Here is a 20,431-nt window from a genome sequence, read left to right as displayed (position 1 = left end):
CCCTTCGGTGTGCTGGTACAGCTTGCTCCGGAGGTCGAAGGGCTCCTTCACATCTCAGAGCTGACCGACGAGCCGGTTGAGACCCCTGCCCAACTCGTCCGCGAAGGCGAGCTGATCGCAGTGAAGATCGCCGAGGTCGACCTTCAGCGTCACCGGGTGCGACTGTGCGCTGCTGACGGAGCAGGCAACTAGTGACCCGAGTCGGAGGTTCCTGAGAGTTTCGCCCTCCTCCCCGCACTGCGGCAAGTGATGCCGCGACAAGCCGAACCTCGATCGGAAGCAGACCCGACCACCGACCGATAGAGGTCGAGAACTACCGAGCAACATCCGACCCAGGTCACTGGAGTCATTCCGAAATCCGGTGGATCCTCCGCTGCCGGCGAGTCACAATCCGCCTGGGAACTGGGCCGAGGGGGAGCTTGTTTGGACGTGTTCGCGTGTGCCGAGTGCGGCACGGAGCTGACGGTGCTGGTGTCCCGGGTTGCCCTCCCTGTCCACGCTCACCACGGCGGATGGGAGGAACTCCATCCGCCGCTGATGGAGCCCGCCACGTATGCCGTCGACCCCCGGCCCACTGGACCACCCTGGCGGTTGTGGGAGGAGGTCGGAGAAGACGCGGCCGCCCGACAGGGTGTCTACGCCCCTGTGCACGCGGTCTCCTTCGGCGCGCGGAACAGGATCGTCATCGCTCCCGGCGACTCCCGGTCCATGGCCCTGATCCCCGAGAAGTGCGAGGGCTACTGCCAGGGTCTGGACGGCCGGGACGGTCCCAACCTGGCGTGCGAGGGGTGCGGGCGAGCCGCGGCGACCCGCATGGACGACTGCGGCTCGTGGCAGGCGGTGTGGCTGGAGCCCGACGCGGTCGTAGCCCGTCCCTCGGAACACCTGGCCGGTCCACCTTCCGGCTGGGACGACCTGGAGCGTGTCGAGCACCGCGTCCCACCCGTCGAACCCGACGGGTCGTGGAGTCGCCGCTGGGAGGCGGCGGTCGGAGTCGCGCTGGCCCACCTCGTGGCGACCACCGAGGGGCGCCCGGTGGCACTCCCTTCCGGCCCCGTCGCCGAGCTGCTCGGCCACGCCGTCAACCAGTACCTACCCGCCGGGCCCGGAACTCGGTCCGTGGGGCTGGCCGGCCCGGGGATCCGCACGCCCCGGCCCCGTCCCGACGTCCTCCTCGTCCCCCGCCACCCCCTTACGGGCGCGCCTTGGCGCCCGCTCGGCGACGTGGAGGCCGTGGTATCGCTGGACAGCGGAGTCTGGGCATACCTCGCCCACCCGGGCGAGACCTCGCCGATGCCCGCGACGGGGGTTCTACCGGAGGGCGTGCTGCGCGACGACTACCCTCTGCCGCCACTCCCCTGGTACCCGCTGACGCCCCACCACCGCGCCTTCGAGTCCACCTTGGTCGGGCTTCCCGCTGTACGAGGCACCCGGCTGCGCAGGTATCGCGACGCATCCCGCCAGACGTGAGCCGGAAGCTCCCCAGTAGTTCTCCGCCTCGGTCGATCGACGCCCGGTCCGCTTCCGGCCGCGGAATTCAGCTCACCTCGCATGACCGGCCACAGTTCCGGGAGTCGGACGAACCGCCTGAGGATCTCCGGCCCAGGTCACTGACGCCGGCCCGCTGAATCACGCGTCGGCCGTCACGTACTGGGTGGGGCCTGAGCCGCCCGAACCGGGAACGGATGCGATCCTGGCGGCTGGTTGGCTCTGCACACGAGGGAGGGTGTCGGTCTGGCACCGGCTGGCGCCTTCACGGTCAGAGCTCGGCCGTCCACGTCCCGACAAGGTGCTCACTCGGCGGCAGCCACAGCTGAGGTTGCGACTCTCGATGCCTCGCCTCAGCCTGCACTTCCCAAGGAAACCGGTCATCCACGTCGGGCCACGCAACTTGCAACACGGGGAAAGGAGGCCGCCGGTAGAACCCGATGGCCTGCCCGAAGAAGGTCCGATACCAGCGGAGATCCACCTGCCTGAGCGCGACGTGGTGGCCGTCGACAACGTCAGGATGCCTCTGGCCTTCAGTCAGTACAGTGCCTGCGGCGGACTTCACTCCGAGCCTGTTGAGTATGCGGTGCATGGCGTGGACATCGAGCCCGAACATGGCGAGTTCAGGTGCGCCGTGAGTGTGCGAGAGACCGATCGTGTAGGCGAATCCAGAACCGATCTCGTTCTCGGGAACCATCACGACGTGCCATCCGTGCTGCCGCACATTCTCGATGATTGTCAGACCAAGGCGGTCCGTTTCATCTCGATCACCGTAGTCATGGCAAAGGACACAACGGCACCGGAACGGATCACCAGTCATGTGCGGAGGCTACGAGGTGAGCGTTCAAGTCAGGCAGCCAGGGGTCGTGCCCCCTCAATGGAACGACGTCGTCACCCTCCGCGGCTGCTCCCCAAGATCTGTGCCAGAACCCGAGACTCGTGAACAGAGCCATGCTGGCCCCTGAACAGTCCGCAGGCCACCGACCCAGCCCATTACCAGGCGACCAAGAAGGCCTGATCTTCCCCGGGCCGCCCGGCCCGCGCTCGCGCGCGTCCGGGCGGCGGCGCAGGGCGGGCTCGATCAGTGAGCGCGGAGGGAGCGAGGCGGCGGGGTTGTAGAGGTTCGTCCCGGGGCGGACGATCTCGTCGATCCGGTCGAGGGCCGCGTCGTCCAGGGTGACCGGGGCGCCCTGGAGCAGGCTCTCCAGCTGTTCCATGGTCCGCGGCCCGATGATCGCCGAGGTGACGGCGGGGTGGGCTACCGTGAAGGCCACGGCGAGCTGCGGCAGGGTGCAGCCGATGCTCGTCGCGAGTTCGACGAGTTGTCCCACCGCGTCGAGCTTGGCCGCGTTCTCGGCGATCGCGGGGTCGAAGAACGCCGGCCGGATCGCGGCCCGGCCTGCTTCCAGGTCGATGGGCCGGCCTTTGCGGTGCTTGCCGGTGAGGAATCCGAAGGCGAGAGGTGTGAAGGCGTGAAGGCGTGACGCCTCCGGCCGACGGCACACGGCGGGCGCGCGGGCGCGGGTCAGGCGTCGGCCCTCCCCGGGTGCAGGTCGAGAGTGATGTGCGGCTCCAGTGCGCGCAGGAAGTCGCGGGCGTCGAAGATCTCGCCGGCGGGCACGACGCCGAGCGACCTGGTGCGGCCGGTCAGGACGCGGTCGAGGGCCTCGGCGACCAGGGGTGCGGTGACGGCGTAGATGTCCTGGCCGCTCGCGGTGGCCCGGCGTTCGGTGTCGCCGGAGCGGACCACGGCGTCGACGAGGAAGGTCTGGTCCGAGCGGCCGCTCCCGTCGGCGGCGGTGGGGGCCTGCGTGTCGGGTGAGACGACGTCCCGGGCGGCCTCGGCGCTCATGTACGTGGTCACGTCGGGGATCGCGAGGTGCTGGGGGACCGTGACGACGTCCGCCATCGTGAACTCCCCGATCACCGGCCGGCGGCCCACCGGTTCCGGGAACGTCCACTCCAGGGCGGGCGCGGCATCGGTGCGGCGCTCCCACCGCCCGCCCCGGTAGCGCAGGCGGTGGTCGCCGCGACGCTCGCGGGAGACCGCACCCGAGAGCCGGGTTCCGGCGGTGGGGTGCCAGCTGCTGAGCGCGTACGCGATGTGGGCCTCGTCGGCCCCGGCCCAGTCGCCCATCGCCGCCGTGACCAGCAGATCGCCGAGGCCGCCGAAGAAGGCCATGGCCGGGACGATCACCGCCCCGTCCTCCCGGGCACGCCCGCGGTAGTGGCCGAAGGTGTCGAGGTTGGCCTCCAGTTCGGCGGCCACGTCCAGGTAGGGGATCTCCGCGCGGAGCGCTGCCTCGATCATTGGGCCGGTGGTCGAGGCGAAGGGACCGGCGCAGTTGATGACCGCCACCGTGCCCGCCAGGGCCCGGTCCAGCGAGGCCGGGTCGTCGACCGACGCCACCCTGGGCTTCCAGCCTTGTCCGAGGGCCAGCTCTTCGAGGGCGTGCGCGTTGCGGCCGGACGGCACGGGGACGTAGCCGCGTGCGGCCAGCTCCGCCGTCACGAACTGGCCCGTGTGACCGTACGCTCCGAACACCGCAACCGGCTGACCTGACCCCATGGGACTCCCCTGACCACTGACTGCTCGAACGCCCGCCGCGGTGTCGCTCCGCCGGGGCTTGACACCTCTCATCCTGGTCGTGGGCCGCGCCCCGCGCGAGCGTCGGAAACGACATACCGCATACAGTTCCGGACATGCCCACTGTCGCCCTGGCCATCGTTGACGGCGTCCTCCACTACGAACTGTCCGTGGCCGTCGAGGTCTTCGGGGCCGACCTGGCCCACATCGTGGATCCCTGGTACGACTTCTCCCTCTGCGGGAGCGGTCCGGTGCGGGTCGACCGCTTCCGCCTGGAGCCGGACCACGGGCTCGACCACCTCGCACGTGCCGACACGGTGATCGTCCCCGGCTGGGCCGACACCGACCGCGAACCGCCCGCGGAGCTGGTCGAGGCGGTGCGCGCGGCCCACACGGCGGGGGCGCGGGTGGCCTCCCTGTGCACGGGCGCCTTCGTCCTGGGTGCGGCGGGGCTGCTCGACGGCAGACGCGCCACCACGCACTGGGGCCACACCCGGGAGCTGGCCCGGCGCCACCCGGCGACCACCGTCGACCCGGACGTCCTCTACGTCGACAACGGCGATGTGCTCACGTCCGCGGGCAAGGCCGCCGCCATGGACCTGTGCCTGCACCTGGTCCGGCTCGACCACGGCTCGGCGATCGCCAACAGGATCGCCCGGCGCCTGGTCGTCCCGCCGCACCGCGACGGCGGGCAGGCCCAGTTCATCGCCACCCCCGTCCCCGCCCCGGGCGGCCACCCCCTGAGCGACCTCTTCCCATGGGTGCTGGAGCGGCTGGACCAGCCGCTCACCGTGGAGGACCTGGCCCGCCGGGCCCGGATGAGCTCACGCCACCTCACCCGCCACTTCAAGCACCTGACCGGCACCACTCCGCTGCAGTGGCTGCATGCCCAACGCATCCGCCACGCGCAGGAGTTGCTGGAGACGACCGACGCCGGAGTGGACACCATCGCCGCGGCCGCCGGCATGGGCACGGCCACCACCCTGCGTCGCCACTTCCAGCGCAGCGTCGGCGTCCCGCCCGACACCTACCGCCGCACCTTCCGCCCCTGAGCCGCCCGCCGGAACCACCAGAACCACCGGCCACACCGTCGCCACTGGCTCCGAGGCTGACGATGAGCTACGCTGCACAAGCGGGATGAGACGATACGTACCGTCTCGCTCATGACCGCAGAGCACAGAACAGCGAGGTCCGCCATGGAACGCTCCATCGATGCCGCCCCCGGCGTGCGCCTCTGGGCCGAGGAGCGCGGTGCTCCGGACGCGCCTGCCCTGCTCCTGATCATGGGCGCGCAGGCGTCCGGGCTCGGCTGGCCCGACGAGTTGGTCGAGCTGCTGGCCGTACGGCACCGGGTCATCCGGTACGACCATCGGGACACCGGCCGCTCCACCGCCTCCTTCGACGAACAGCCCTATCCGCTCACCGCGTTGGCCGAGGACGCCATCGCCGTACTGGACGCCTTCGGTGTGGAGCGGGCACATGTCGTGGGGATGTCGATGGGCGGCATGCTCACGCAGTTGCTCGTCGCCGACCGCCCCGAGCGCTTGCTGAGCGCCACCGTCATCGGGACGAACGCGCTCAGCTCCACGCCGTACGCCGCGCCGGACGGACACCGCGTCCCGCCGGAGGAACTTCCCGGCGTATCGGCGGAGTTGATGGAGATGTGGTCGCGGCCCGTCGAGGACCTGGGGCCGGAGGCCGAGCTGGAGCGGCGGGTCGAGCACTGGCGGGTGCTCGGCGGTGACCTGATCCCGTTCGACGCCGCGTACGCGCGCGAGCTGGAACGGCGGATCATCGCGCACACCGGGCACCACCACGCCGGCACCGCGCACGCCCGCGCCGACTACTCCGGCATGGACCGCACCGAGCAGCTCGCCCGCACCCGGGTGCCCGCCCTCATCATCTCGGCCCCCGCCGAACCGGTCGCCCCTCCCCCGCACGCCGAGCACCTCGCCCAGGTGATCCGCGGCGCCCGGCTCGTCGAGATCCCCGGCATGGGCCACGCCCTTCCCCGCGAGGTCCACGCCCCGCTCGCGGCCGCGATCCTGGCCCACACCGGCCGGAGCTGACGCCGTGCCACATCGCCCGCGTCATACCTGAGAGCCACGTCGGAGGTGCCCCCTCCAGCGAGACGCCGACTACCACCCCCCGTCCATAACTTCCTTACCGGAAGCACCCCATGCCCCCGGTACGGAAGGACCTCGCCCCATGCCCGACCGCCCGCGCAGACCCCGTCTGCGCCGCACCCTGCTCGCCGCCCTGGTCACCTTCGCGGTGGCCGTGCCGGTGTCCGGAGCGGCCCGGCCCGCCGCCGTGCCCGCCCCCGCGGCGACCGCCCTCGGGCCGCTGCGGGACGCGAGCCCGGCGGGGTTGGCGGAGCGGTACGCGGTGAGTCGGCGGGACATCCGCGCGGCCGGGCGGGCGGCGGAGGCGCACGGGGACCTCAAGCGGGCCGCCTCGCTGCGGGCGATGGCCGCGCCGGGGCGGCAGTTCCTGTCCTTCGACGGGCGCGACGGCGGCCGGAGCGTGGAGGTCGTGGGCACGCTGTCCTCGGCCCGGCGGATCGCGGTGCTGGTTCCCGGTGCCGGCGTCGGGCTGGACGCGTACTGGCGGCTGCGGCGTGACGCCCGGGCGCTGCACCGGGAGTTGGGCGAGGGCGCGGCCGTCGTCGCCTGGCTGGGGTACCGCTCGCCCGCCACCATCAGCCCCGCCGCCCTGACCACCGGGCGGGCCGACGGGGCCGCGCCGGGGCTGCGGGCGCTGGTGGACGGGCTGCACGCGGTGCGGCCCGCCGCCCGGATCAGCCTGCTCTGCCACTCCTACGGTTCGGTGATCTGCGCCCGGGCCGCCTCCGGGACCCCGGCCGACGCCCTCGTCCTCTACGGCAGCCCCGGGGTCGGAGCCAAGAGCGCGGCCGCGCTGCGCACCGGTGCGCGGGTGTGGGCGGGCCGGAGCGGCGGGGACTGGATCGCCCGGGTGCCCCATGTGCGGGTGCGGGTGCCGTTCGTCGCCACGGTGGGGTTCGGGACCGATCCGGTGGCGGAACGGTTCGGGGCCGAGGTGTTCGACGCGGGCGACGGAGACCACAGCGACTATCTGCGGCCCGGGTCACGGTCGTTGACGAATCTCGCCCGGATCGCGGCGGGCACCGAACCACTGGAGGCCGCCCGATGACCGGCCTCGTCGCGCGCGTCGAGGCCGCCACCCCGCCCGGTCGTGACCGGGCCGTGGACGCCCTGCGGGCCCTGGCGATCCTGGGCGTGGTGGGCGGGCACTGGCTGGTCACCGCGCTGGTCGCCGACAGCGGCACCGTACGCGGGGCGAGCCCGCTGGCCCAGCTGCCCGAACTCGCCCCGGTCTCCTGGGTGTTCCAGACGCTCGCGGTGTTCTTCCTGGTGGGAGGGATGGTGGCGGCGGGGAGTTGGGCCTCGGCGCGGAAGCGGGGTGTGCCGTACGGGGCGTGGGTGGGCGGCCGGCTGGCGCGGCTGTTCCGGCCGGTGGCGGCGGTGCTCGTGGTGTGGGCGCTCGCGGCGGCCGTCATGCTGGTGGCCGGGGTGGGCGAGTCGACCGTGCGGGCGCTGGCCAAGCTGGTCTGGTCGCCGCTGTGGTTCCTGCTCGTCTTCGCCGCGCTGACCGCGCTGACGCCGCTGGTGGCCCGGCTGCACCCGCTGTGGCCGCTCGTGGTGGTGCTGCACGTCGATCTCGTACGGCTGGGTCTCGGCGGTCCGCGGGAGCTGGGGTGGATCAACGTGGTCGCGGGGTGGCTGGTGCCGTACTGCCTGGGGGCGCTGGTCGCCAGGGGCGGGCTGCGCGGCCGGACGGGCCGCTGGGCGCTGCTGCTCGGTGGGACGGCCGCGGCCGCGGCTCTCGTCCGGTGGGCGGGCTACCCGGCCTCCATGGTCGGCGTTCCGGGCGGCCGGATGTCGAATCTGGACCCGCCGAGCCTGGCCGCCGCCGCCTTCGGGCTGGCCCAGTGCGGGGCGGCGCTGCTGCTGCTCGGGCCACTGCGGCGGGTGCTGCGCAGGCCCGCCGTGTGGGCGGCGGTGGCGGTGGTGAACCTGTCGGCGATGACCGTGTTCCTCTGGCACCAGACCGCGATGATCATCGTCACGGCGAGCGCGCTGCTGATCGCGGACGGCCCGCTGCCGGGGCTCCACACCGTGCCCGACGACGCCGGCTGGGTGGTGGCCCGGCTGCTCTGGCTGCCGGTGTTCGCCCTGGCCCTGCTGGGGTGCTGGGCGGCGTTCCGGGGCTACGAGCAGGGCGGGCGGCGCGGCGGCGGGGGCTCCCTCGTCGTACGGGAGTCCGCCCCCGAGCGGAGGGGACGGGCGCGACGTGCCTAGTCTGTGGGCTGGTCGAGCCGAGGGGGCGGTGGGGGCCGTGACGTCATCGAGGGCGGTGCGTCTGCGGGCGGCGGTGCGCCGGGCGCCGCGTGCGCTGTACGAGGAGTTGTGGGCCGCGCCCGCCGACCGGGTGCCGCGCATGGGCGAGCCGGACGCGCCGGTGTGGCGGCCGTCGCTGCTGGTGCTGCTGATCATCGCGGCCGCCTGCTTCGCGGTGCCCCGTACCAATGAACTGGTCACGGAGGCGAGCGACGGAGTCAGCGGGTGGGCCGTGCTGGCCGCCCTGGCGCAGTCCGTGGTGCTGGTCGCCGGGATGATCCGCCCGGTCGGGGCGTGGTGGGCGGCGACCGCGCTGTCGGTGACCACGGTCCTGGTCACCGAGCCGGTCATGAGCCCGGACCGGCTGTTCCCCTGGAGCGTCATGGGGATGGTGTTCCAGGGCGGGGCGCTGTTCCTGCTGGCACTGCGCGTCCCGCTGAGCCGTGCGACGGGAGCACTGGCCCTCACGCTGCTGGCGGGCATGGCCCTCACGTTGCACCAGACCCAGCGGCACAACCTCGACCTGGACCGCTCCGCACCGGTGTTCGTCGTCGCCCTGGTCCTCGGCGCGGCATTGCGCAGCCTGCGCCTTGCTCGCAAAGACCTTGTCGTCCAGGCCGAGTTGACCGCCGAGGAGCGGGCCCGGCGCACCTTGCTGGAGGAGCGCAACCGGATCGCCCGGGAGCTGCACGACGTGGTCGCCCATCACATGTCGGTGATCTCCATCCAGGCGCAGGTCGCCCCGCATCTGGTGGAGCACCCCACCGAGGAGCTGCGGGAGAATCTGACCGGCATCCGCGAGAACGCCCTGGAAGCGCTGGCCGAACTGCGCCGGGTGCTGGGCGTCCTGCGCTCGGAGGACGCGCCCGCGCAGAGTGCGCGGCACGCCCCGCAGCCGGATCTCGACGGGATCGACGCGCTCCTCGCCACCGTGCGTTCCGCCGGTCTCGCCGTCACCGTCTCGACCACCGGCGCACCCCGCCCGCTCTCGCCGGGCGTCGAGCTGTCCGCGTACCGCATCGTGCAGGAGGCCCTGAGCAACGTGATGCGCCACGCGCCCGGGGCGAGCGCCGAGGTGGTGATCGGCCACCGGTCCACCGGGCTGACCGTCCGGGTCGTCAACTCCCCGCCCGACCGGCCGGCCACCCCCTCCGCCGGTGTCCGGCACGGTCTGCTGGGCATGCGCGAGCGCGCCGCGATGCTCGGCGGTGAGCTGGCCACCGGACCGACCCCCGACGGAGGCTGGGAAGTCACCGCGATCCTGCCCGCCGTCACCGGGACGACCGAGCCGGACACGACGACCGAGGACACCCCATGACCCCGCCCATCCGTGCCGTGATCGCCGACGACCAGATGATGGTCCGCCAGGGCTTCACGGTCCTGCTGAACGCCGAGCCGGACATCGAGGTCGTCGGCCAGGCCGTGAACGGGCTCGACGCGATCGACAAGGTCGCCGAACTCGCCCCGGACATCGTCCTGATGGACATTCGGATGCCCGAGCTGGGCGGCATCGAGGCGACCCGGCGGATCACCTCTCCCGAAGGCTCGACGGTGAAGGTCCTCGTCCTCACCACCTTCGATCTCGACGAGTACGTCTACGAGGCGCTGCGCGCGGGCGCCTCCGGCTTTCTGCTGAAGGACGCCTCCGCCGATGAACTCGCCCATGCCGTACGGGTGGTGGCGGCGGGCGACGCGCTGCTCTCGCCCAACATCACCAAGCGGCTGATCGTGGAGTTCTCGCGGACGGCCGGTGCCCCGCGCCCGCCGCTCAAGGCGCGGATCGGTGATCTGACCGAGCGCGAGACGGAGGTGCTGTCGCTGATCGCGGGCGGCCTGTCGAACGCGGAGATCGCCCGGGAGCTGATCGTCGCCGAGCAGACGGTGAAGACCCATGTGGGCCGCATCCTGGTCAAGTTGGGTGTCCGCGACCGGACCCAGGCGGCGGTGTTCGCGTACGAGTCGGGGCTGGTGCGCCCGGCGGGCCTCTGACCACCCGGGCCGGGCGCGGGGCCCGTTTCGTAGGATCGGCTCCGTGACAACGGGGAACGGGGCAGGAACAGAGAGCGGCGGAGCGGTGGCGCCCACCGGGATCGAGCGCGCGCTGGCCGCCGCGGTCGCGGGCGGCAGCGCCGAGGCGGTGGTGGAGGTGCTCGCGCGGACCCGGCTGTACGTCCTCGTCGCCCGGCTGCACGCGGACATCCCGGGCTGGACGGCCCCGCTGCCCACGATCCGCGACGAGGCCACCCGGCGGACCTGCGTCCCGGTCCTGACGCCGGGGGTGCTGCCGCCCTGGCATCCGGAGTGGGTGTTCCGCGCGGTGAGCCTCGGCGAGCTGGCCCGGACCTGGCCGTACGACGTGCGCCGGCTCGCGGTGAACCACGGCACCCCGTTCGCGGTGACGGTCGACGCCCGGCCCAAGCACCTGAAGGCCTGGCTGAAGGCCGACGAGCACTCCGGCGGGCCCGAGCACGGGGTGCTGCTCACCGACGACGGCGGTCCGCTGCACGGCCCGCTCGCCCACGGGCTGGCGCTCGGCGCCCATCTGGCCGTCACCAACGGCCTGATCTGGAACCGGCTGGGCGCCGTCTACGAGGACTACGCGACCGACCGGGCCCGGCTGCGCAGCCCGTGGGGCGTCCCGCACCGCGCCGAGTACCGCGACCGTCTCGCGTCGCTGATGAAGAACCAGCTGGTCGGGCGCGCCCAGGAGGCCGTCCTGCGCACCCGGCACACGCTGGCCGCCCGGCTGGGCCGTACGCCGGCGCGCGAGGAGTGGTCCGAGGCGGTGGCCCGTGCCGTAGCCGCGCGCGACGCCGGGGACCGGGCGCTGGCGGAACGGTCGCTGCACCACATCGCCCGGTACGAGGACCGGCTCCGGGCCGACGGCGCGCTGGCCCCGGACGGCCGCGTGGACACCCTGGCCGCCTTCGACCTCGGCCGGGCGGTCAACGTCGTACGGCTCGCGCTCGGCGCCCGGTACGGCGATCCGCACGAGGCCGAGCAGGACGTGCTGCGCCTCGGCGAACTGGCCCGGGGCGCCTACTCCTCGTGGGCGGACTTCTCCCTCGGCTACCTCATGGCCCGTATCGTCCACCGGGCCGAGGACGACGGCCCTCAGGCGGCGGAGTCCACGTACCGGCAGTCGCTCGCCGAGCACCGCACCCTGCTCCAGGACCCCACCAGCCCCTACCGGAACATCGCGTGGTCATGAACCCGATCCACCCGAACCAGCCGCCCCACTATCCGGCGGCCCCGGCTCCCCCGGCTGCCTGGGTTCCGCCGTCCGAGACCGAGCAGCTCCTGCACGAGGCGGCGCTGCGCGGCGACGGGCGGGCCCAACTGGCCGCCCTGGCCGGGGCCGAGCTGTACATCCCGGCCCCGCGCGCCGAGGTGGACGCGAGTCCGGACACCATCACCTGGCGCGCCCACCACGACCCGTCGGGCTTCGTCTGCCGGCCGGTGCTCACCCGGGGCATGCTGCCCGCGTGGCATCCGGACTGGGTCTTCCACGGGGTCTCGCTGCGCTGGGCCGCCGAGTTCGGGTGGTCCGACCCCCGCATGTTCCTCGGGGTGAACGTGGGCACGCCCGGCCAGCTGCTGCTGCCGACGGCCCCGACGGACCTGGCGCTGTGGCAGCGCGCCTACGCGGAGAACGACCGCCTCCGCGAGAACCGGCTGCTCGCGCTGCGCCACGGCGCGCTGCACGGACCGTTGGCGTACGGGCTGGCCTGCGGGGCGCATCTGGCGATCGGGAACGCGGTGCCGTGGAACGAGGTCGGCACGGTCTACCGCGAGTACACCACCGAGCGCGAGCTGCTGCGCGAGTCCTGGGGCATCACCGACCACGCGGAGTGGCGCAAGCAGCTGGACGCGCTGCTGGAGGCCGGCAACAGCCCGCCGGAGCCGGACTTCGTGCTGCGTACCCGCGACCAGCTGGCGTCCGCGCTGGGCGAGTTGCCCTCGGCCGACCTGTGGCGCGAGACCGCGGCGGGCCACGCCCAGGACCTGGGGGCGGACTCCGGCACGGTGAAGGGCATCGAGGAGCTGGTGCGCCGGATCATGCGGTACGAGGCCCGGTTCCGCGCGGACGGGCTGCTGCCGCCGGACGGCCGGGTGCACACGACGGTCGCCTACGACTACGGGCGGGCGGTGAACCTGGCGCGCTGGGGGCTGGCGGCGCGTTACTGCGCCCCCGCCGACGCGGAGCAGGCGATCGTCTACGCGGGGGCGCTGAGCAAGTCGGCCCACCGGTCCTGGGAGGAGTTCTCGGCGGGCTACTCGCTGGGGCGGGTGCTGCGGTTCGACGGGGAGGAGTACGGGCCGTTCTACGAGAAGAACGTCGTCGCCCACCGTCTGCTGGCGGAGAGCGAGGGCAGCCCGTGGCGGCACATCCCGTGGCGGTGAGACGGGGTCTGCCGGTCAGCCGCCGGGCAGCAGGTGGCGGTAGCTGTCCGGGTTCTCCACCAGGAACTCCGCGAAGCTCGTGGCCGGGTGGCCGGTGAGCGTGGGCACCGCGTCGGAGACGGCGGCCAGTTCGCCCTCGGCGATGGCCTCGTACGAGGTGACCCAGCCCGCCACTTCCCAGTCCTCGGCCCCGTAGCCGGCCCGCGACGCGTAGGCCTCCTCGCGGGTCTCGGGGACGTAGACGACGGGGCGTCCAGTGACGCGGCTCAGCTCCTCGGCCGCCTCGGCGAGGGTGAACGCCTCCGGTCCGGTGAGGTCGTAGACCCGGCCGTCGTGGTCCGTGCCCTCGTCCAGCAGCACGGCCGCCGCCGCGTCGGCGATGTCCTCGTGGGCGACGGCCGCCACCCGCCCGTCGCCGCCGGGCCCGCGCAGCACGCCGTCGGTCCCGGTCATGGCGGGGAGCCCGGCCAGATACCAGTTGTCGCGCAGGAAGGTGTGGCGCACCTCGGCCGTTCGGATGTGGGCCTCGGTGGCCCAGTGGTCGCGGGCGAAGGTGAACGTGGCGTCGGGCGCGGCCCCTTGGAAGGACACGTACACGATCCGCTCCACGCCCACCGCCACGGCGGCCTCGATCGCGGTGGTGTGCTCGCGCACCCGGGAGGGGCTTTCGTGGGCGGAGACCAGGAACAGGGTGTGGGCCCCGTCGAGGGCCCGGCGCATCGCCTCCCCGTCGCCGTAGGGGGCGGCGGGCGCATGGTCGGCGCCGGGCACGTCGGGCAGGCGGGCGGGGTCGCGGCCGAGGAGCCGTACGGGTACGCCGGTCCGGGCGAGCCGCCGGGCGACCCGGCCGCCGACCGCTCCGCTCGCTCCGGTCACCGCGGTGAGGGGGCCGATCACTGGGGTTCGTCTTCCTCTCGTCGTTCTCCGTCTCCGTGCCAGGGCCGCACCTCCACGACCGCGTCCACCGGGAGCGGTCCGTACAGATGCGGGAACTCCTCGCCGCCGGGCTTCATCGCCTCGTACCGGACGGGGTCGGCGAGGCGGCCGGGGTCGACGACCAGGACCACGAGGTCCCGGTCGTCGTCCCCGTACAGCATCCGGGCCACACCGGGAAGTTGGCGCGGCAGCGAGAGGTGGATGAAGCCCTCCTCCTGGAGGGTGCGGCCGCGGGTGGACATCTCGTACGTCCCCGACCCGCGGGCCGCCTCCCACAGAGGTGCTTCGGCGAGGTGCAGCAGGGGGCCGGTCGGCTGTTCGGTCATCGGACCACGCTAACCGGCGCTGCTCCGCGCCTGCTAGAAGGTGCGGCGACGCGCCCTGCGGGTGGCCACGAGGACCGTGCCGCCGGCGGCCACCAGCGCTGCCGCGATGGACCCGAGGATCCATTCGCCGCCCCGGGAGCCGGTGTCGGGCAGCTCACCCGGGTGGCTCGGCGAGTGCGTGGGGTGCGGCGTGTGGCCGGTGGGGGTGGGGGTCGGAGTCGGGTCCGTGGGGTCGGTGGGGGTCGGGGTGGGGTCGGTGGGGGTGGGGTCCGTGGGCGTCGGGGTGGGGTCCGTCGGCGTGGGCGTGGGATCCGTGGGCGTCGGCGTCGGGTCCGTCGGCGTGGGCGTCGGATCCGTCGGCGTGGGCGTCGGGTCCGTGGGGGTCGGCGTGGGATCCGTCGGAGTCGGCGTCGGGTCCGTCGGCGTGGGGGTCGGATCCGTCGGGGTCGGCGTGGGATCCGTCGGGGTCGGCGTCGGGTCGGGTGTGCAGGTGGGCAGATCGCCGTTGAAGGGGTACGCGTGGATCTCCTGGCCGCCGGACCTGCCCGACGAGGTGTGGGTGAGCGAACCCGCCGTGTAGAAGCGGCCGTTGGTACCGCTCATGCTGAGCACGGTGTTGCTCGTCGGCTGGCCGACCAGGATGCTGCCCTCGAACTGGGCCGGACCGGTCAGCGACAGATCGGTGGCGTCCGGGAAGTTCCACAGCAGGTTCTCGCGGAGGCCCTCGTTCGGGAACGAGCCCATGAACGTGGCGACGCTCCGGGTGCTGCCGTAGACGTTGACCAGGACGGTCGCGCCCGCGGGGATGCCGTTGAACACGAAGCCCGTGTTGCCGCCCGCCTCCGACTCCAGGTCCGCGTCCACGTCGAAGATCTGGATCGCGGACGAACCGTCCCCGGTGAACGTCATGGTGTCGCCGACCACCTGCCAGGTGCCGGTGGCCTGCCGGTGCTCGTCGCCGTCGTACGCGTAGCAGTGGCTGGCCTCGGTGAGCTGCGGGCGCAGCGCGGTGTACGGCGCCACCGCGTCCGCGTCGAAGCGCGGGGCGGTGGTGGGGCTCACCGTGCCCGTGAGGCCCTGCGCGTGTGCCACGCGGCCGGAGTGCGAGCCCTCCTCGGCGACGAGGCGCTCGCCGTCGGCGATGCTGATGTCCCCGCCGGCCGTCAGATAGTCGGAACCGTCCGGCGGCGGCACCCGTGAACCGACGCCCGCGATACCGACGTTGTAGATCTGCGAGACCCCGTCCCGCTTGTCCATGTCGAACCGGCCGAGGGTGACGACCTTGCCCTCCGCCTCGGCCGCCGCCTCCCGGACCAGGAAGTCCCCGCCGACGAAGACGTTGATGTTGCTGTCGAAGTATTCGACCGGATCATTGCTGGGGTCGTTCCAGCTGGGCGGGCAGGAGCTGCCGAGGCAGGGTCCCAGTCCACCCGGCAGCGGATCGGCACCCGCGGCCGGGGCCAGCACGCCCACCATCGCCGCGGCCGTGGCCACTGTCACTGCTGCCCGGATTGCGTTGCCGCGCCTGCGCGCCTTCTGTTCCATGCCGCGCAATATGCATGGTCATCACTTAGTCATTTTGTATGACACGCCGCTCTTGCTCCCTTGTGTAGGCCTATAGGAGGGTTCTTCGCCGCGACACGCACACGGAAGCGGTGTGTCAGGCGGTGCGTCAGAGGGCCAGCAGCTTCGCCTCCAGATGAGGGTCGAGGCCGACGGCCGGGCGGTCGGGGCGCCGGGGCGCGACGCCGCCCAGCGTGCGCAGCCAGGTCCAGGTGTCCGCGACGGTCTCCCCGACCGGACGGCAGCGCAGCCCCGCGGCGTACGCCTTGGTGTGGTCGCCCCGGTGGAGCGTGTCGTACAGCTCGCCCGGCGGCAGCCAGACCGGCAGGTCGCTCCAGGGCTCGACCCCGGCGGCCAGCAGAACCTCCGGATCGGTCCAGCGCAGCTCGGCGTCGGAACCGGTGGCGCGGACACAGTCCGTCAGCAGCTCGCCCATGGTGGCGTGGCCGGGGCGGCTGACCGTGTTGTACGCGCCGTGCAGCCCGCCCGCCGCCGCGTCCAGGAGCCACTCGGCCAGGTCCCGGGCGTCGATGTACTGGAGCTCCGTTCCGGGCGGGCCGGGGGCGATCACCGGTCCGCCCCGGGCGATCCGCGACAGCCACCAGGGCAGCCGGCCGATGTTCTCCCCGGGCCCGATGATCAGCCCGGCCCGGGCCAGCAGCGCCCGGTCCCCGAAGGCGTCGAGGGCGGCCAGCTCACCGCCGCGCTTGGCCCGGTCGTACGGCACGTCCCCGCCGTCGTCGGGCGAGGCGCCGGCCACCAGCGGGCCTTCCTCGTCGAGCCCGGCGGCGGCCGGGTAGGCGTACACCGAGCGGCTGGAGACGTAACTGAAGTGCCCGGCGCGGCCGCACAGCAGCCGGGCGGCGTCCCGGACGGCGGACGGCGCACCGCTCCAGGTGTCGACGACCAGGTCCCAGTCCGGCCCGCCCTCCGTGAGGGCCGCGAGTCCGGCAGGACCCGCGGTCCGGTCCCCGGTCAGCGCTCTCACGCCGGGCGGCGGCGCGTGACGGCCGCGGTGGAACACCGTGACGTCCCAGCCCCTCGCGAGCGCCGCATCGGTGACGGCCCGCCCGACGAACTCCGTACCACCCAGCATCAGTAGCCTCATGGGACGACCCTGCCCACCGGACGGGGGCGGGGGAACACGACCACGCTGTCAGCGGAACGGGGAACTTCCCGGCCGGGTAGGCGGAGCGGCCAGAAGCCAGAAGCCAGAAGCCAGAGGTCAGGGGGCAGCGGCCAGAAGCCAGAGGTCAGGGCGTGCAGGCCAGCGGGGAGCGGTGGCGCAGCAACCACTCGTGGTAGCCGCTCGCCCGGCGCGCCGCGTCCCGGTAGGCGTCCTCCAACTGCGCGTACACCACCTCGACGTCCGTGCCGGGCCGCGAGACCAGGAGCAGCCGCACCGCGAGCGGGTCGCCCAGCAGCGGGCGGATCACCATGTCGTCGCGCGGGCCCGACGTCGGCTGGCAGGGGGCGACGGCCTCGCCGAGCACGACGAGGGAGGCGGCGGTGAGGTAATCGCCGTGCAGGACCGGCGGGTTCAGTCCGGCGGCGCCGAGCACCCGGCGCACCCCGTCCCACTCGCCGTCCACCGTCGGGTCGACCATCCACGGGTCGCCCGCCAGGTCGCCGAGCTCCACCACCCGGCGGCGGGCGGCGGGATGGTCCCGCGAGAGCGAGATGAACTGCGGTTCCCGGTCCACGAGTACGCGCTGCTCCAGGCCGTCCGGCACGGCGAGCGGGCAGCCCTCCACCTCGTGCACGAAGGCGACGTCCAGACGGCCCGCCTCGACCGAGCGCAGCAGTGCGTGGGCGGAGACGTCGACCCGCAGGGAGATGTCGGCGCCGGGCAGCGCGACCCGCAGTCGGCGCAGCCAGCCGCCGATGACCCGGCTCGCGGTGGAGCCGATGCGCAGCCGGGAGCCGCGGGGCCGGGCGGCCTCGGCCTCCGCCAGCGCCTCGGCGACCAGTTCGCTCATGCCGTCGACGAGGGGCCGGGCCCGGCCGAGGACGGCCCGGCCCAGGGAGGTCGGCCGGCAGCCGGTGCGTTCACGGCGGAAGAGTTCGGCGCCGAGCACGTTCTCGATCCGGCGGAGTTGGGTGGTCAGGGAGGGCTGGCTCACGCCGAGGCGACGGGCCGCCTGATGCAGGCTGCCCGCGTCGGCGATGGCGACCAGCGCCCTGAGGTGCCTCACCTCCAGCTCCATGCAGCGGAGACTATGACCGCCGGCCACCGCGCACCAGACGTCCCAACCCCACCAAACAGCGGCAATTCAGGGAGTGTTGGGCCCGGAGTCCTGTGACGAATCCGTGCGGATGACGTGCCCATGGCATGTTGACGAGCCGCTGACGTGCGTGAAGAGCGGGGCGGGGTGGCGATAGAGCGGCGTTATCGCCGTTCGGCATCATCCCCGGCGACTGTGCGCTGCACCACACTCTTCCCCGTACCGCCCCACGCCTTGTCCGTTCAGCGGACACCCCCACGGCGTGGGTTCGTTCGGACAGGTAGGAGAAATCCCCCCATGAGACACCTCAAGAACGCCGTCGCCACCGCCGCCGCCGGCCTCGGTCTCGTCGCCGCGCTGGGCACCGCACCGGTCGCCGTCGCCGCTCCGGCCCCTGCCGCCCCTTCCGCCTCCTCCACCATCGCCGCGTACAACGGCTCCGGCGAGAACGCCGAGGCGAACCGCGCCTTCCTCGACGCGGTCATGAAGTCCGTCGCCGAGAAGCGCGCCGCCAACCCGGGCATCAAGGCCGTCACGGTGACCTACAGCGCGTCGAGCGCACCCTCCTTCCGCAGCCAGATAGCCAACAGCACGCGGATCTGGAACAGCTCGGTCTCCAACGTCCAGCTCCAGGAAGGCTCCAACGCGGACTTCACGTACCGCGAGGGCAACGACCCGCGCGGCTCCTACGCGAGCACCGACGGGCACGGCCGCGGCTACATCTTCCTGGACTACGCCCAGAACCAGCAGTACGACTCGACCCGCGTCACCACGCACGAGACCGGCCATGTGCTCGGTCTGCCGGACAACTACTCCGGCCCGTGCAGCGAGTTGATGTCCGGTGGCGGCCCCGGCCCGTCCTGCACCAACGCCCAGCCGGACGCCAACGAGCGGGCACGGGTGAACCAGCTCTGGCAGAACGGCCTGGCCGCACTCGCCCGCTCCGCCTCCTGACACCGGGGCGTACGCACCGGCGGCAACGGCAGCAACCAGCGGCTGTGGCCGGCCGGTCCCGTATCCCGGGACCGGCCGGCACCCCACGACAGAGGACCGTTCCGCTCGCGGAACGGTCCTCTGCGCGGCACGCCCCGCCGAACCCCGTCAGGCGTCGAGTTCACCGCGGACGAGGGCCAGCAGCTCGTCCTCGGTCATGCCCAGGTCCCGGGCGTCCGCGACCGCCTCGCGGACCCGCTCCAGCAGCCGGGCCCGCTGCGGCGACGCACCCGCGGTGATCGCCGCGCCCCGGCCGCGCCGCAGCTCGATCAGCCCTTCCTCGCGCAGCCGCTGGTAGCCGCGCAGCACGGTGTGGACGTTCACGCCGAGGGACTCGGCGAGCACCCGGGCGGCGGGCAGCCGCTCGCCCGGGGTCACCGCACCCTCGGCGACAGCGCGCCGGACCGAGGCGGCGATCTGGTCCCCGAGCGGCACGGTGGAGGTCGGGTCGACCCGGAAGAGCATGGTCAGCGCCCCGCCCGCTGCCGGTCGAGCAGCGTGTTGAGGAGCGCCGCGCCGGTGGCCGAGTCGTCGACGGTGACGGCGAACTCACGGCCGCTCGTCAGGCTGACGACGATGGCCTCGCCCGAGCGGGTGATGACCCCGCTGCGCTCGGGGCGGATGCGGTAGCCCCATCCGCCGTACTCCGCGAGGGCGTTGACGCGGCGGCTCTCGGCCCCCGCCATCCGCTCCAGCGACACCCGCACCCGGGGCCGGGGCAGCAGACCGGAGACGGTGATGCCGCGCCGGTCCACGGTGACGTGGGGGCGGCAGAAGGTGGCCATCACCAGGGCCAGAAGGATCAGCGGCACCCCGACGAACCAGTTCAGCTCGCGGCCGACGGTGACACCGGCCGCCAGGAGCAGCAGCACGGCGATCGGCGCCCACCACGCGCCGATCCCGCGCGCCCAGCCGGCCACCTCGCCGTCGGCGAGCGTCAGCCGCTCGCGGACCGCCGGTTCCCCGTCGCGCGGGTCGTCGGGTACGGGGACGAGCCGGGCCAGCAGCAGACCGAGGGCTCCGGCGGCGACGGCCGCCCCGAGGGCCACGGCGATGTGCCACAGAGGGAAGCCGTCGGGAGAGCCGCCTTCCGGGGCGTCCACGTTGACGTACAGGACGGCGATCTGCAGATAGCCGAGGAACGCGGCGACGGCGAAGCCTCCGCCGGCGTACCAGTGGTGGAAGCGGCCGTAGAGCCTGCCGGCGACCGCGATGAGGGCCCACACGGCGCCGAGCACGAGCAGCGACGAGACCGTGTAGAGGAGATACGCGGTGGAGCTCAGGTGCCCGTTGGCGGTGCCGCCGGCGTCGAAGTGGACGGCCAGCCGGTCGGGCAGACGGTCCGCGATGGCGGCGTAGAGGATGAGATCGACGAGAAGAGCGAGGACAAAGGGCAGGGCGGCGAACGTTACGCGGCCAAGGTTCTTGCGTGTCATGGAAAACCTCCGTTGTTCGCATGCTAGTAGAACAATGAGGAAGCGGCAACGGGGTAACGCGTCCGCCCCGTACCGGAGTGCGGTACGGGGC

At 73.2% G+C, this 20,431-nt stretch carries 20 protein-coding genes and 1 pseudogene; 11 read left to right on the top strand and 10 right to left on the bottom strand.

The window, feature by feature from the left end:
- The first annotated feature begins 9 nt into the window (after nt 1–9).
- The gene (locus KV381_RS25650; RefSeq protein WP_256995152.1) at nt 10–192 is read left to right on the top strand and encodes a S1 RNA-binding domain-containing protein; all 183 of its coding nucleotides are present in this window, start codon (nt 10–12) and stop codon (nt 190–192) included.
- 231 nt (nt 193–423) lie between these two features.
- Nucleotides 424–1,470: a hypothetical protein gene (locus KV381_RS25645; RefSeq protein ID WP_218786438.1), complete on the top strand. Its 1,047-nt coding sequence runs from the start codon at nt 424–426 to the stop codon at nt 1,468–1,470.
- 289 nt (nt 1,471–1,759) lie between these two features.
- On the opposite strand, the gene KV381_RS25640 is transcribed toward KV381_RS25645, so the two are convergent.
- The 3 genes and pseudogenes from KV381_RS25640 to KV381_RS25630 all read right to left on the bottom strand — a co-directional run bounded on the left by KV381_RS25640 (nt 1,760) and on the right by KV381_RS25630 (nt 4,057).
- Nucleotides 1,760–2,308 (bottom strand): DUF4262 domain-containing protein, encoded by a 549-nt coding sequence (locus KV381_RS25640; protein ID WP_218786436.1) that lies wholly within the window; start codon nt 2,306–2,308, stop codon nt 1,760–1,762.
- Nucleotides 2,309–2,543: 235 nt separating this feature from the next.
- Nucleotides 2,544–2,957, bottom strand: a pseudogene (locus KV381_RS25635) (aldo/keto reductase); the annotation flags it as partial.
- A gap of 56 nt (nt 2,958–3,013) precedes the next feature.
- Nucleotides 3,014–4,057 (bottom strand): trans-acting enoyl reductase family protein, encoded by a 1,044-nt coding sequence (locus tag KV381_RS25630; protein WP_218786434.1) that lies wholly within the window; start codon nt 4,055–4,057, stop codon nt 3,014–3,016.
- Between the two features lie 134 nt (nt 4,058–4,191).
- On the opposite strand from KV381_RS25630, the gene KV381_RS25625 reads away from it, so the two are divergent.
- The 8 genes from KV381_RS25625 to KV381_RS25590 all read left to right on the top strand — a co-directional run bounded on the left by KV381_RS25625 (nt 4,192) and on the right by KV381_RS25590 (nt 12,861).
- On the top strand, nt 4,192–5,127 hold the full coding sequence (locus tag KV381_RS25625; protein ID WP_218786432.1) for a helix-turn-helix domain-containing protein: 936 nt from the start codon (nt 4,192–4,194) through the stop codon (nt 5,125–5,127).
- Nucleotides 5,128–5,271: 144 nt separating this feature from the next.
- Nucleotides 5,272–6,144 (top strand): alpha/beta fold hydrolase, encoded by an 873-nt coding sequence (locus KV381_RS25620; RefSeq protein ID WP_218787297.1) that lies wholly within the window; start codon nt 5,272–5,274, stop codon nt 6,142–6,144.
- A 139-nt stretch (nt 6,145–6,283) separates the two neighbouring features.
- Nucleotides 6,284–7,249: an alpha/beta hydrolase gene (locus tag KV381_RS25615; RefSeq protein WP_218786430.1), complete on the top strand. Its 966-nt coding sequence runs from the start codon at nt 6,284–6,286 to the stop codon at nt 7,247–7,249.
- Nucleotides 7,246–8,418: an acyltransferase gene (locus tag KV381_RS25610; RefSeq protein WP_218786428.1), complete on the top strand. Its 1,173-nt coding sequence runs from the start codon at nt 7,246–7,248 to the stop codon at nt 8,416–8,418. Before KV381_RS25615 ends, KV381_RS25610 begins: the two co-directional genes overlap by 4 nt.
- A 28-nt stretch (nt 8,419–8,446) precedes the next feature.
- Nucleotides 8,447–9,775: a sensor histidine kinase gene (locus KV381_RS25605; protein ID WP_218786426.1), complete on the top strand. Its 1,329-nt coding sequence runs from the start codon at nt 8,447–8,449 to the stop codon at nt 9,773–9,775.
- Nucleotides 9,772–10,446, top strand: coding sequence for a response regulator transcription factor (locus KV381_RS25600; RefSeq protein ID WP_030626100.1), 675 nt, complete (start codon nt 9,772–9,774; stop codon nt 10,444–10,446). Before KV381_RS25605 ends, KV381_RS25600 begins: the two co-directional genes overlap by 4 nt.
- A 43-nt stretch (nt 10,447–10,489) precedes the next feature.
- Complete coding sequence (locus KV381_RS25595; RefSeq protein WP_030626098.1) at nt 10,490–11,668, top strand: DUF1266 domain-containing protein; 1,179 nt, start codon at nt 10,490–10,492, stop codon at nt 11,666–11,668.
- A complete protein-coding gene (locus tag KV381_RS25590; protein ID WP_030079490.1) occupies nt 11,665–12,861 on the top strand; it encodes a DUF1266 domain-containing protein in 1,197 nt (398 codons plus the stop codon). Before KV381_RS25595 ends, KV381_RS25590 begins: the two co-directional genes overlap by 4 nt.
- Before the next feature lie 15 nt (nt 12,862–12,876).
- On the opposite strand, the gene KV381_RS25585 is transcribed toward KV381_RS25590, so the two are convergent.
- The 5 genes from KV381_RS25585 to KV381_RS25565 form a co-directional block, all read right to left on the bottom strand.
- Nucleotides 12,877–13,758 (bottom strand): SDR family oxidoreductase, encoded by an 882-nt coding sequence (locus KV381_RS25585; protein ID WP_030079492.1) that lies wholly within the window; start codon nt 13,756–13,758, stop codon nt 12,877–12,879.
- On the bottom strand, nt 13,755–14,123 hold the full coding sequence (locus KV381_RS25580; RefSeq protein WP_030079494.1) for a DUF952 domain-containing protein: 369 nt from the start codon (nt 14,121–14,123) through the stop codon (nt 13,755–13,757). The genes KV381_RS25585 and KV381_RS25580 overlap by 4 nt, the downstream gene beginning before the upstream one ends.
- A 33-nt stretch (nt 14,124–14,156) precedes the next feature.
- Nucleotides 14,157–15,668, bottom strand: coding sequence for a choice-of-anchor A family protein (locus tag KV381_RS25575; RefSeq protein ID WP_256995151.1), 1,512 nt, complete (start codon nt 15,666–15,668; stop codon nt 14,157–14,159).
- A gap of 127 nt (nt 15,669–15,795) precedes the next feature.
- Nucleotides 15,796–16,794: an NAD-dependent epimerase/dehydratase family protein gene (locus KV381_RS25570; RefSeq protein ID WP_256995150.1), complete on the bottom strand. Its 999-nt coding sequence runs from the start codon at nt 16,792–16,794 to the stop codon at nt 15,796–15,798.
- A 145-nt stretch (nt 16,795–16,939) separates the two neighbouring features.
- Nucleotides 16,940–17,893 carry a LysR family transcriptional regulator gene (locus KV381_RS25565; RefSeq protein WP_030087146.1) on the bottom strand — a complete coding sequence of 318 codons (954 nt, stop codon included), beginning with the start codon at nt 17,891–17,893 and terminating at the stop codon, nt 16,940–16,942.
- Between the two features lie 315 nt (nt 17,894–18,208).
- Between KV381_RS25565 and snpA the strand changes: the two genes are divergently transcribed.
- Nucleotides 18,209–18,865, top strand: coding sequence for a snapalysin (gene snpA / locus KV381_RS25560; RefSeq protein WP_030087148.1), 657 nt, complete (start codon nt 18,209–18,211; stop codon nt 18,863–18,865).
- 147 nt (nt 18,866–19,012) lie between these two features.
- On the opposite strand, the gene KV381_RS25555 is transcribed toward snpA, so the two are convergent.
- Both KV381_RS25555 and KV381_RS25550 read right to left on the bottom strand, forming a co-directional pair.
- Nucleotides 19,013–19,369, bottom strand: coding sequence for a GntR family transcriptional regulator (locus KV381_RS25555; protein ID WP_030087150.1), 357 nt, complete (start codon nt 19,367–19,369; stop codon nt 19,013–19,015).
- 2 nt (nt 19,370–19,371) lie between these two features.
- Nucleotides 19,372–20,340: a DUF1648 domain-containing protein gene (locus KV381_RS25550; RefSeq protein WP_086780128.1), complete on the bottom strand. Its 969-nt coding sequence runs from the start codon at nt 20,338–20,340 to the stop codon at nt 19,372–19,374.
- Nucleotides 20,341–20,431: the final 91 nt, after the last annotated feature.

Source organism: Streptomyces sp. WY228 (assembly GCF_019287315.1).
GTDB classification, from domain to species: Bacteria; Actinomycetota; Actinomycetes; order Streptomycetales; family Streptomycetaceae; genus Streptomyces; species Streptomyces caviscabies.
Note: the sequence above shows the minus strand (reverse complement) of the source record. Positions and strands in the feature narration are given on the sequence as shown.

Bases quoted from the DNA above. Each gene is read 5' to 3' on its own strand.
- KV381_RS25640 (WP_218786436.1), bottom strand. From the start codon at position 2,308: ATGACTGGTGATCCGTTCCGGTGCCGTTGTGTCCTTTGCCATGACTAC.
- KV381_RS25630 (WP_218786434.1), bottom strand. From the start codon at position 4,057: ATGGGGTCAGGTCAGCCGGTTGCGGTGTTCGGAGCGTACGGTCACACG.
- KV381_RS25625 (WP_218786432.1), top strand. From the start codon at position 4,192: ATGCCCACTGTCGCCCTGGCCATCGTTGACGGCGTCCTCCACTACGAA.
- KV381_RS25620 (WP_218787297.1), top strand. From the start codon at position 5,272: ATGGAACGCTCCATCGATGCCGCCCCCGGCGTGCGCCTCTGGGCCGAG.
- KV381_RS25615 (WP_218786430.1), top strand. From the start codon at position 6,284: ATGCCCGACCGCCCGCGCAGACCCCGTCTGCGCCGCACCCTGCTCGCC.
- KV381_RS25610 (WP_218786428.1), top strand. From the start codon at position 7,246: ATGACCGGCCTCGTCGCGCGCGTCGAGGCCGCCACCCCGCCCGGTCGT.
- KV381_RS25600 (WP_030626100.1), top strand. From the start codon at position 9,772: ATGACCCCGCCCATCCGTGCCGTGATCGCCGACGACCAGATGATGGTC.
- KV381_RS25590 (WP_030079490.1), top strand. From the start codon at position 11,665: ATGAACCCGATCCACCCGAACCAGCCGCCCCACTATCCGGCGGCCCCG.
- KV381_RS25580 (WP_030079494.1), bottom strand. From the start codon at position 14,123: ATGACCGAACAGCCGACCGGCCCCCTGCTGCACCTCGCCGAAGCACCT.
- KV381_RS25575 (WP_256995151.1), bottom strand. From the start codon at position 15,668: ATGGAACAGAAGGCGCGCAGGCGCGGCAACGCAATCCGGGCAGCAGTG.
- KV381_RS25570 (WP_256995150.1), bottom strand. From the start codon at position 16,794: ATGAGGCTACTGATGCTGGGTGGTACGGAGTTCGTCGGGCGGGCCGTC.
- KV381_RS25565 (WP_030087146.1), bottom strand. From the start codon at position 17,893: ATGGAGCTGGAGGTGAGGCACCTCAGGGCGCTGGTCGCCATCGCCGAC.
- snpA (WP_030087148.1), top strand. From the start codon at position 18,209: ATGAGACACCTCAAGAACGCCGTCGCCACCGCCGCCGCCGGCCTCGGT.
- KV381_RS25555 (WP_030087150.1), bottom strand. From the start codon at position 19,369: ATGCTCTTCCGGGTCGACCCGACCTCCACCGTGCCGCTCGGGGACCAG.
- KV381_RS25550 (WP_086780128.1), bottom strand. From the start codon at position 20,340: ATGACACGCAAGAACCTTGGCCGCGTAACGTTCGCCGCCCTGCCCTTT.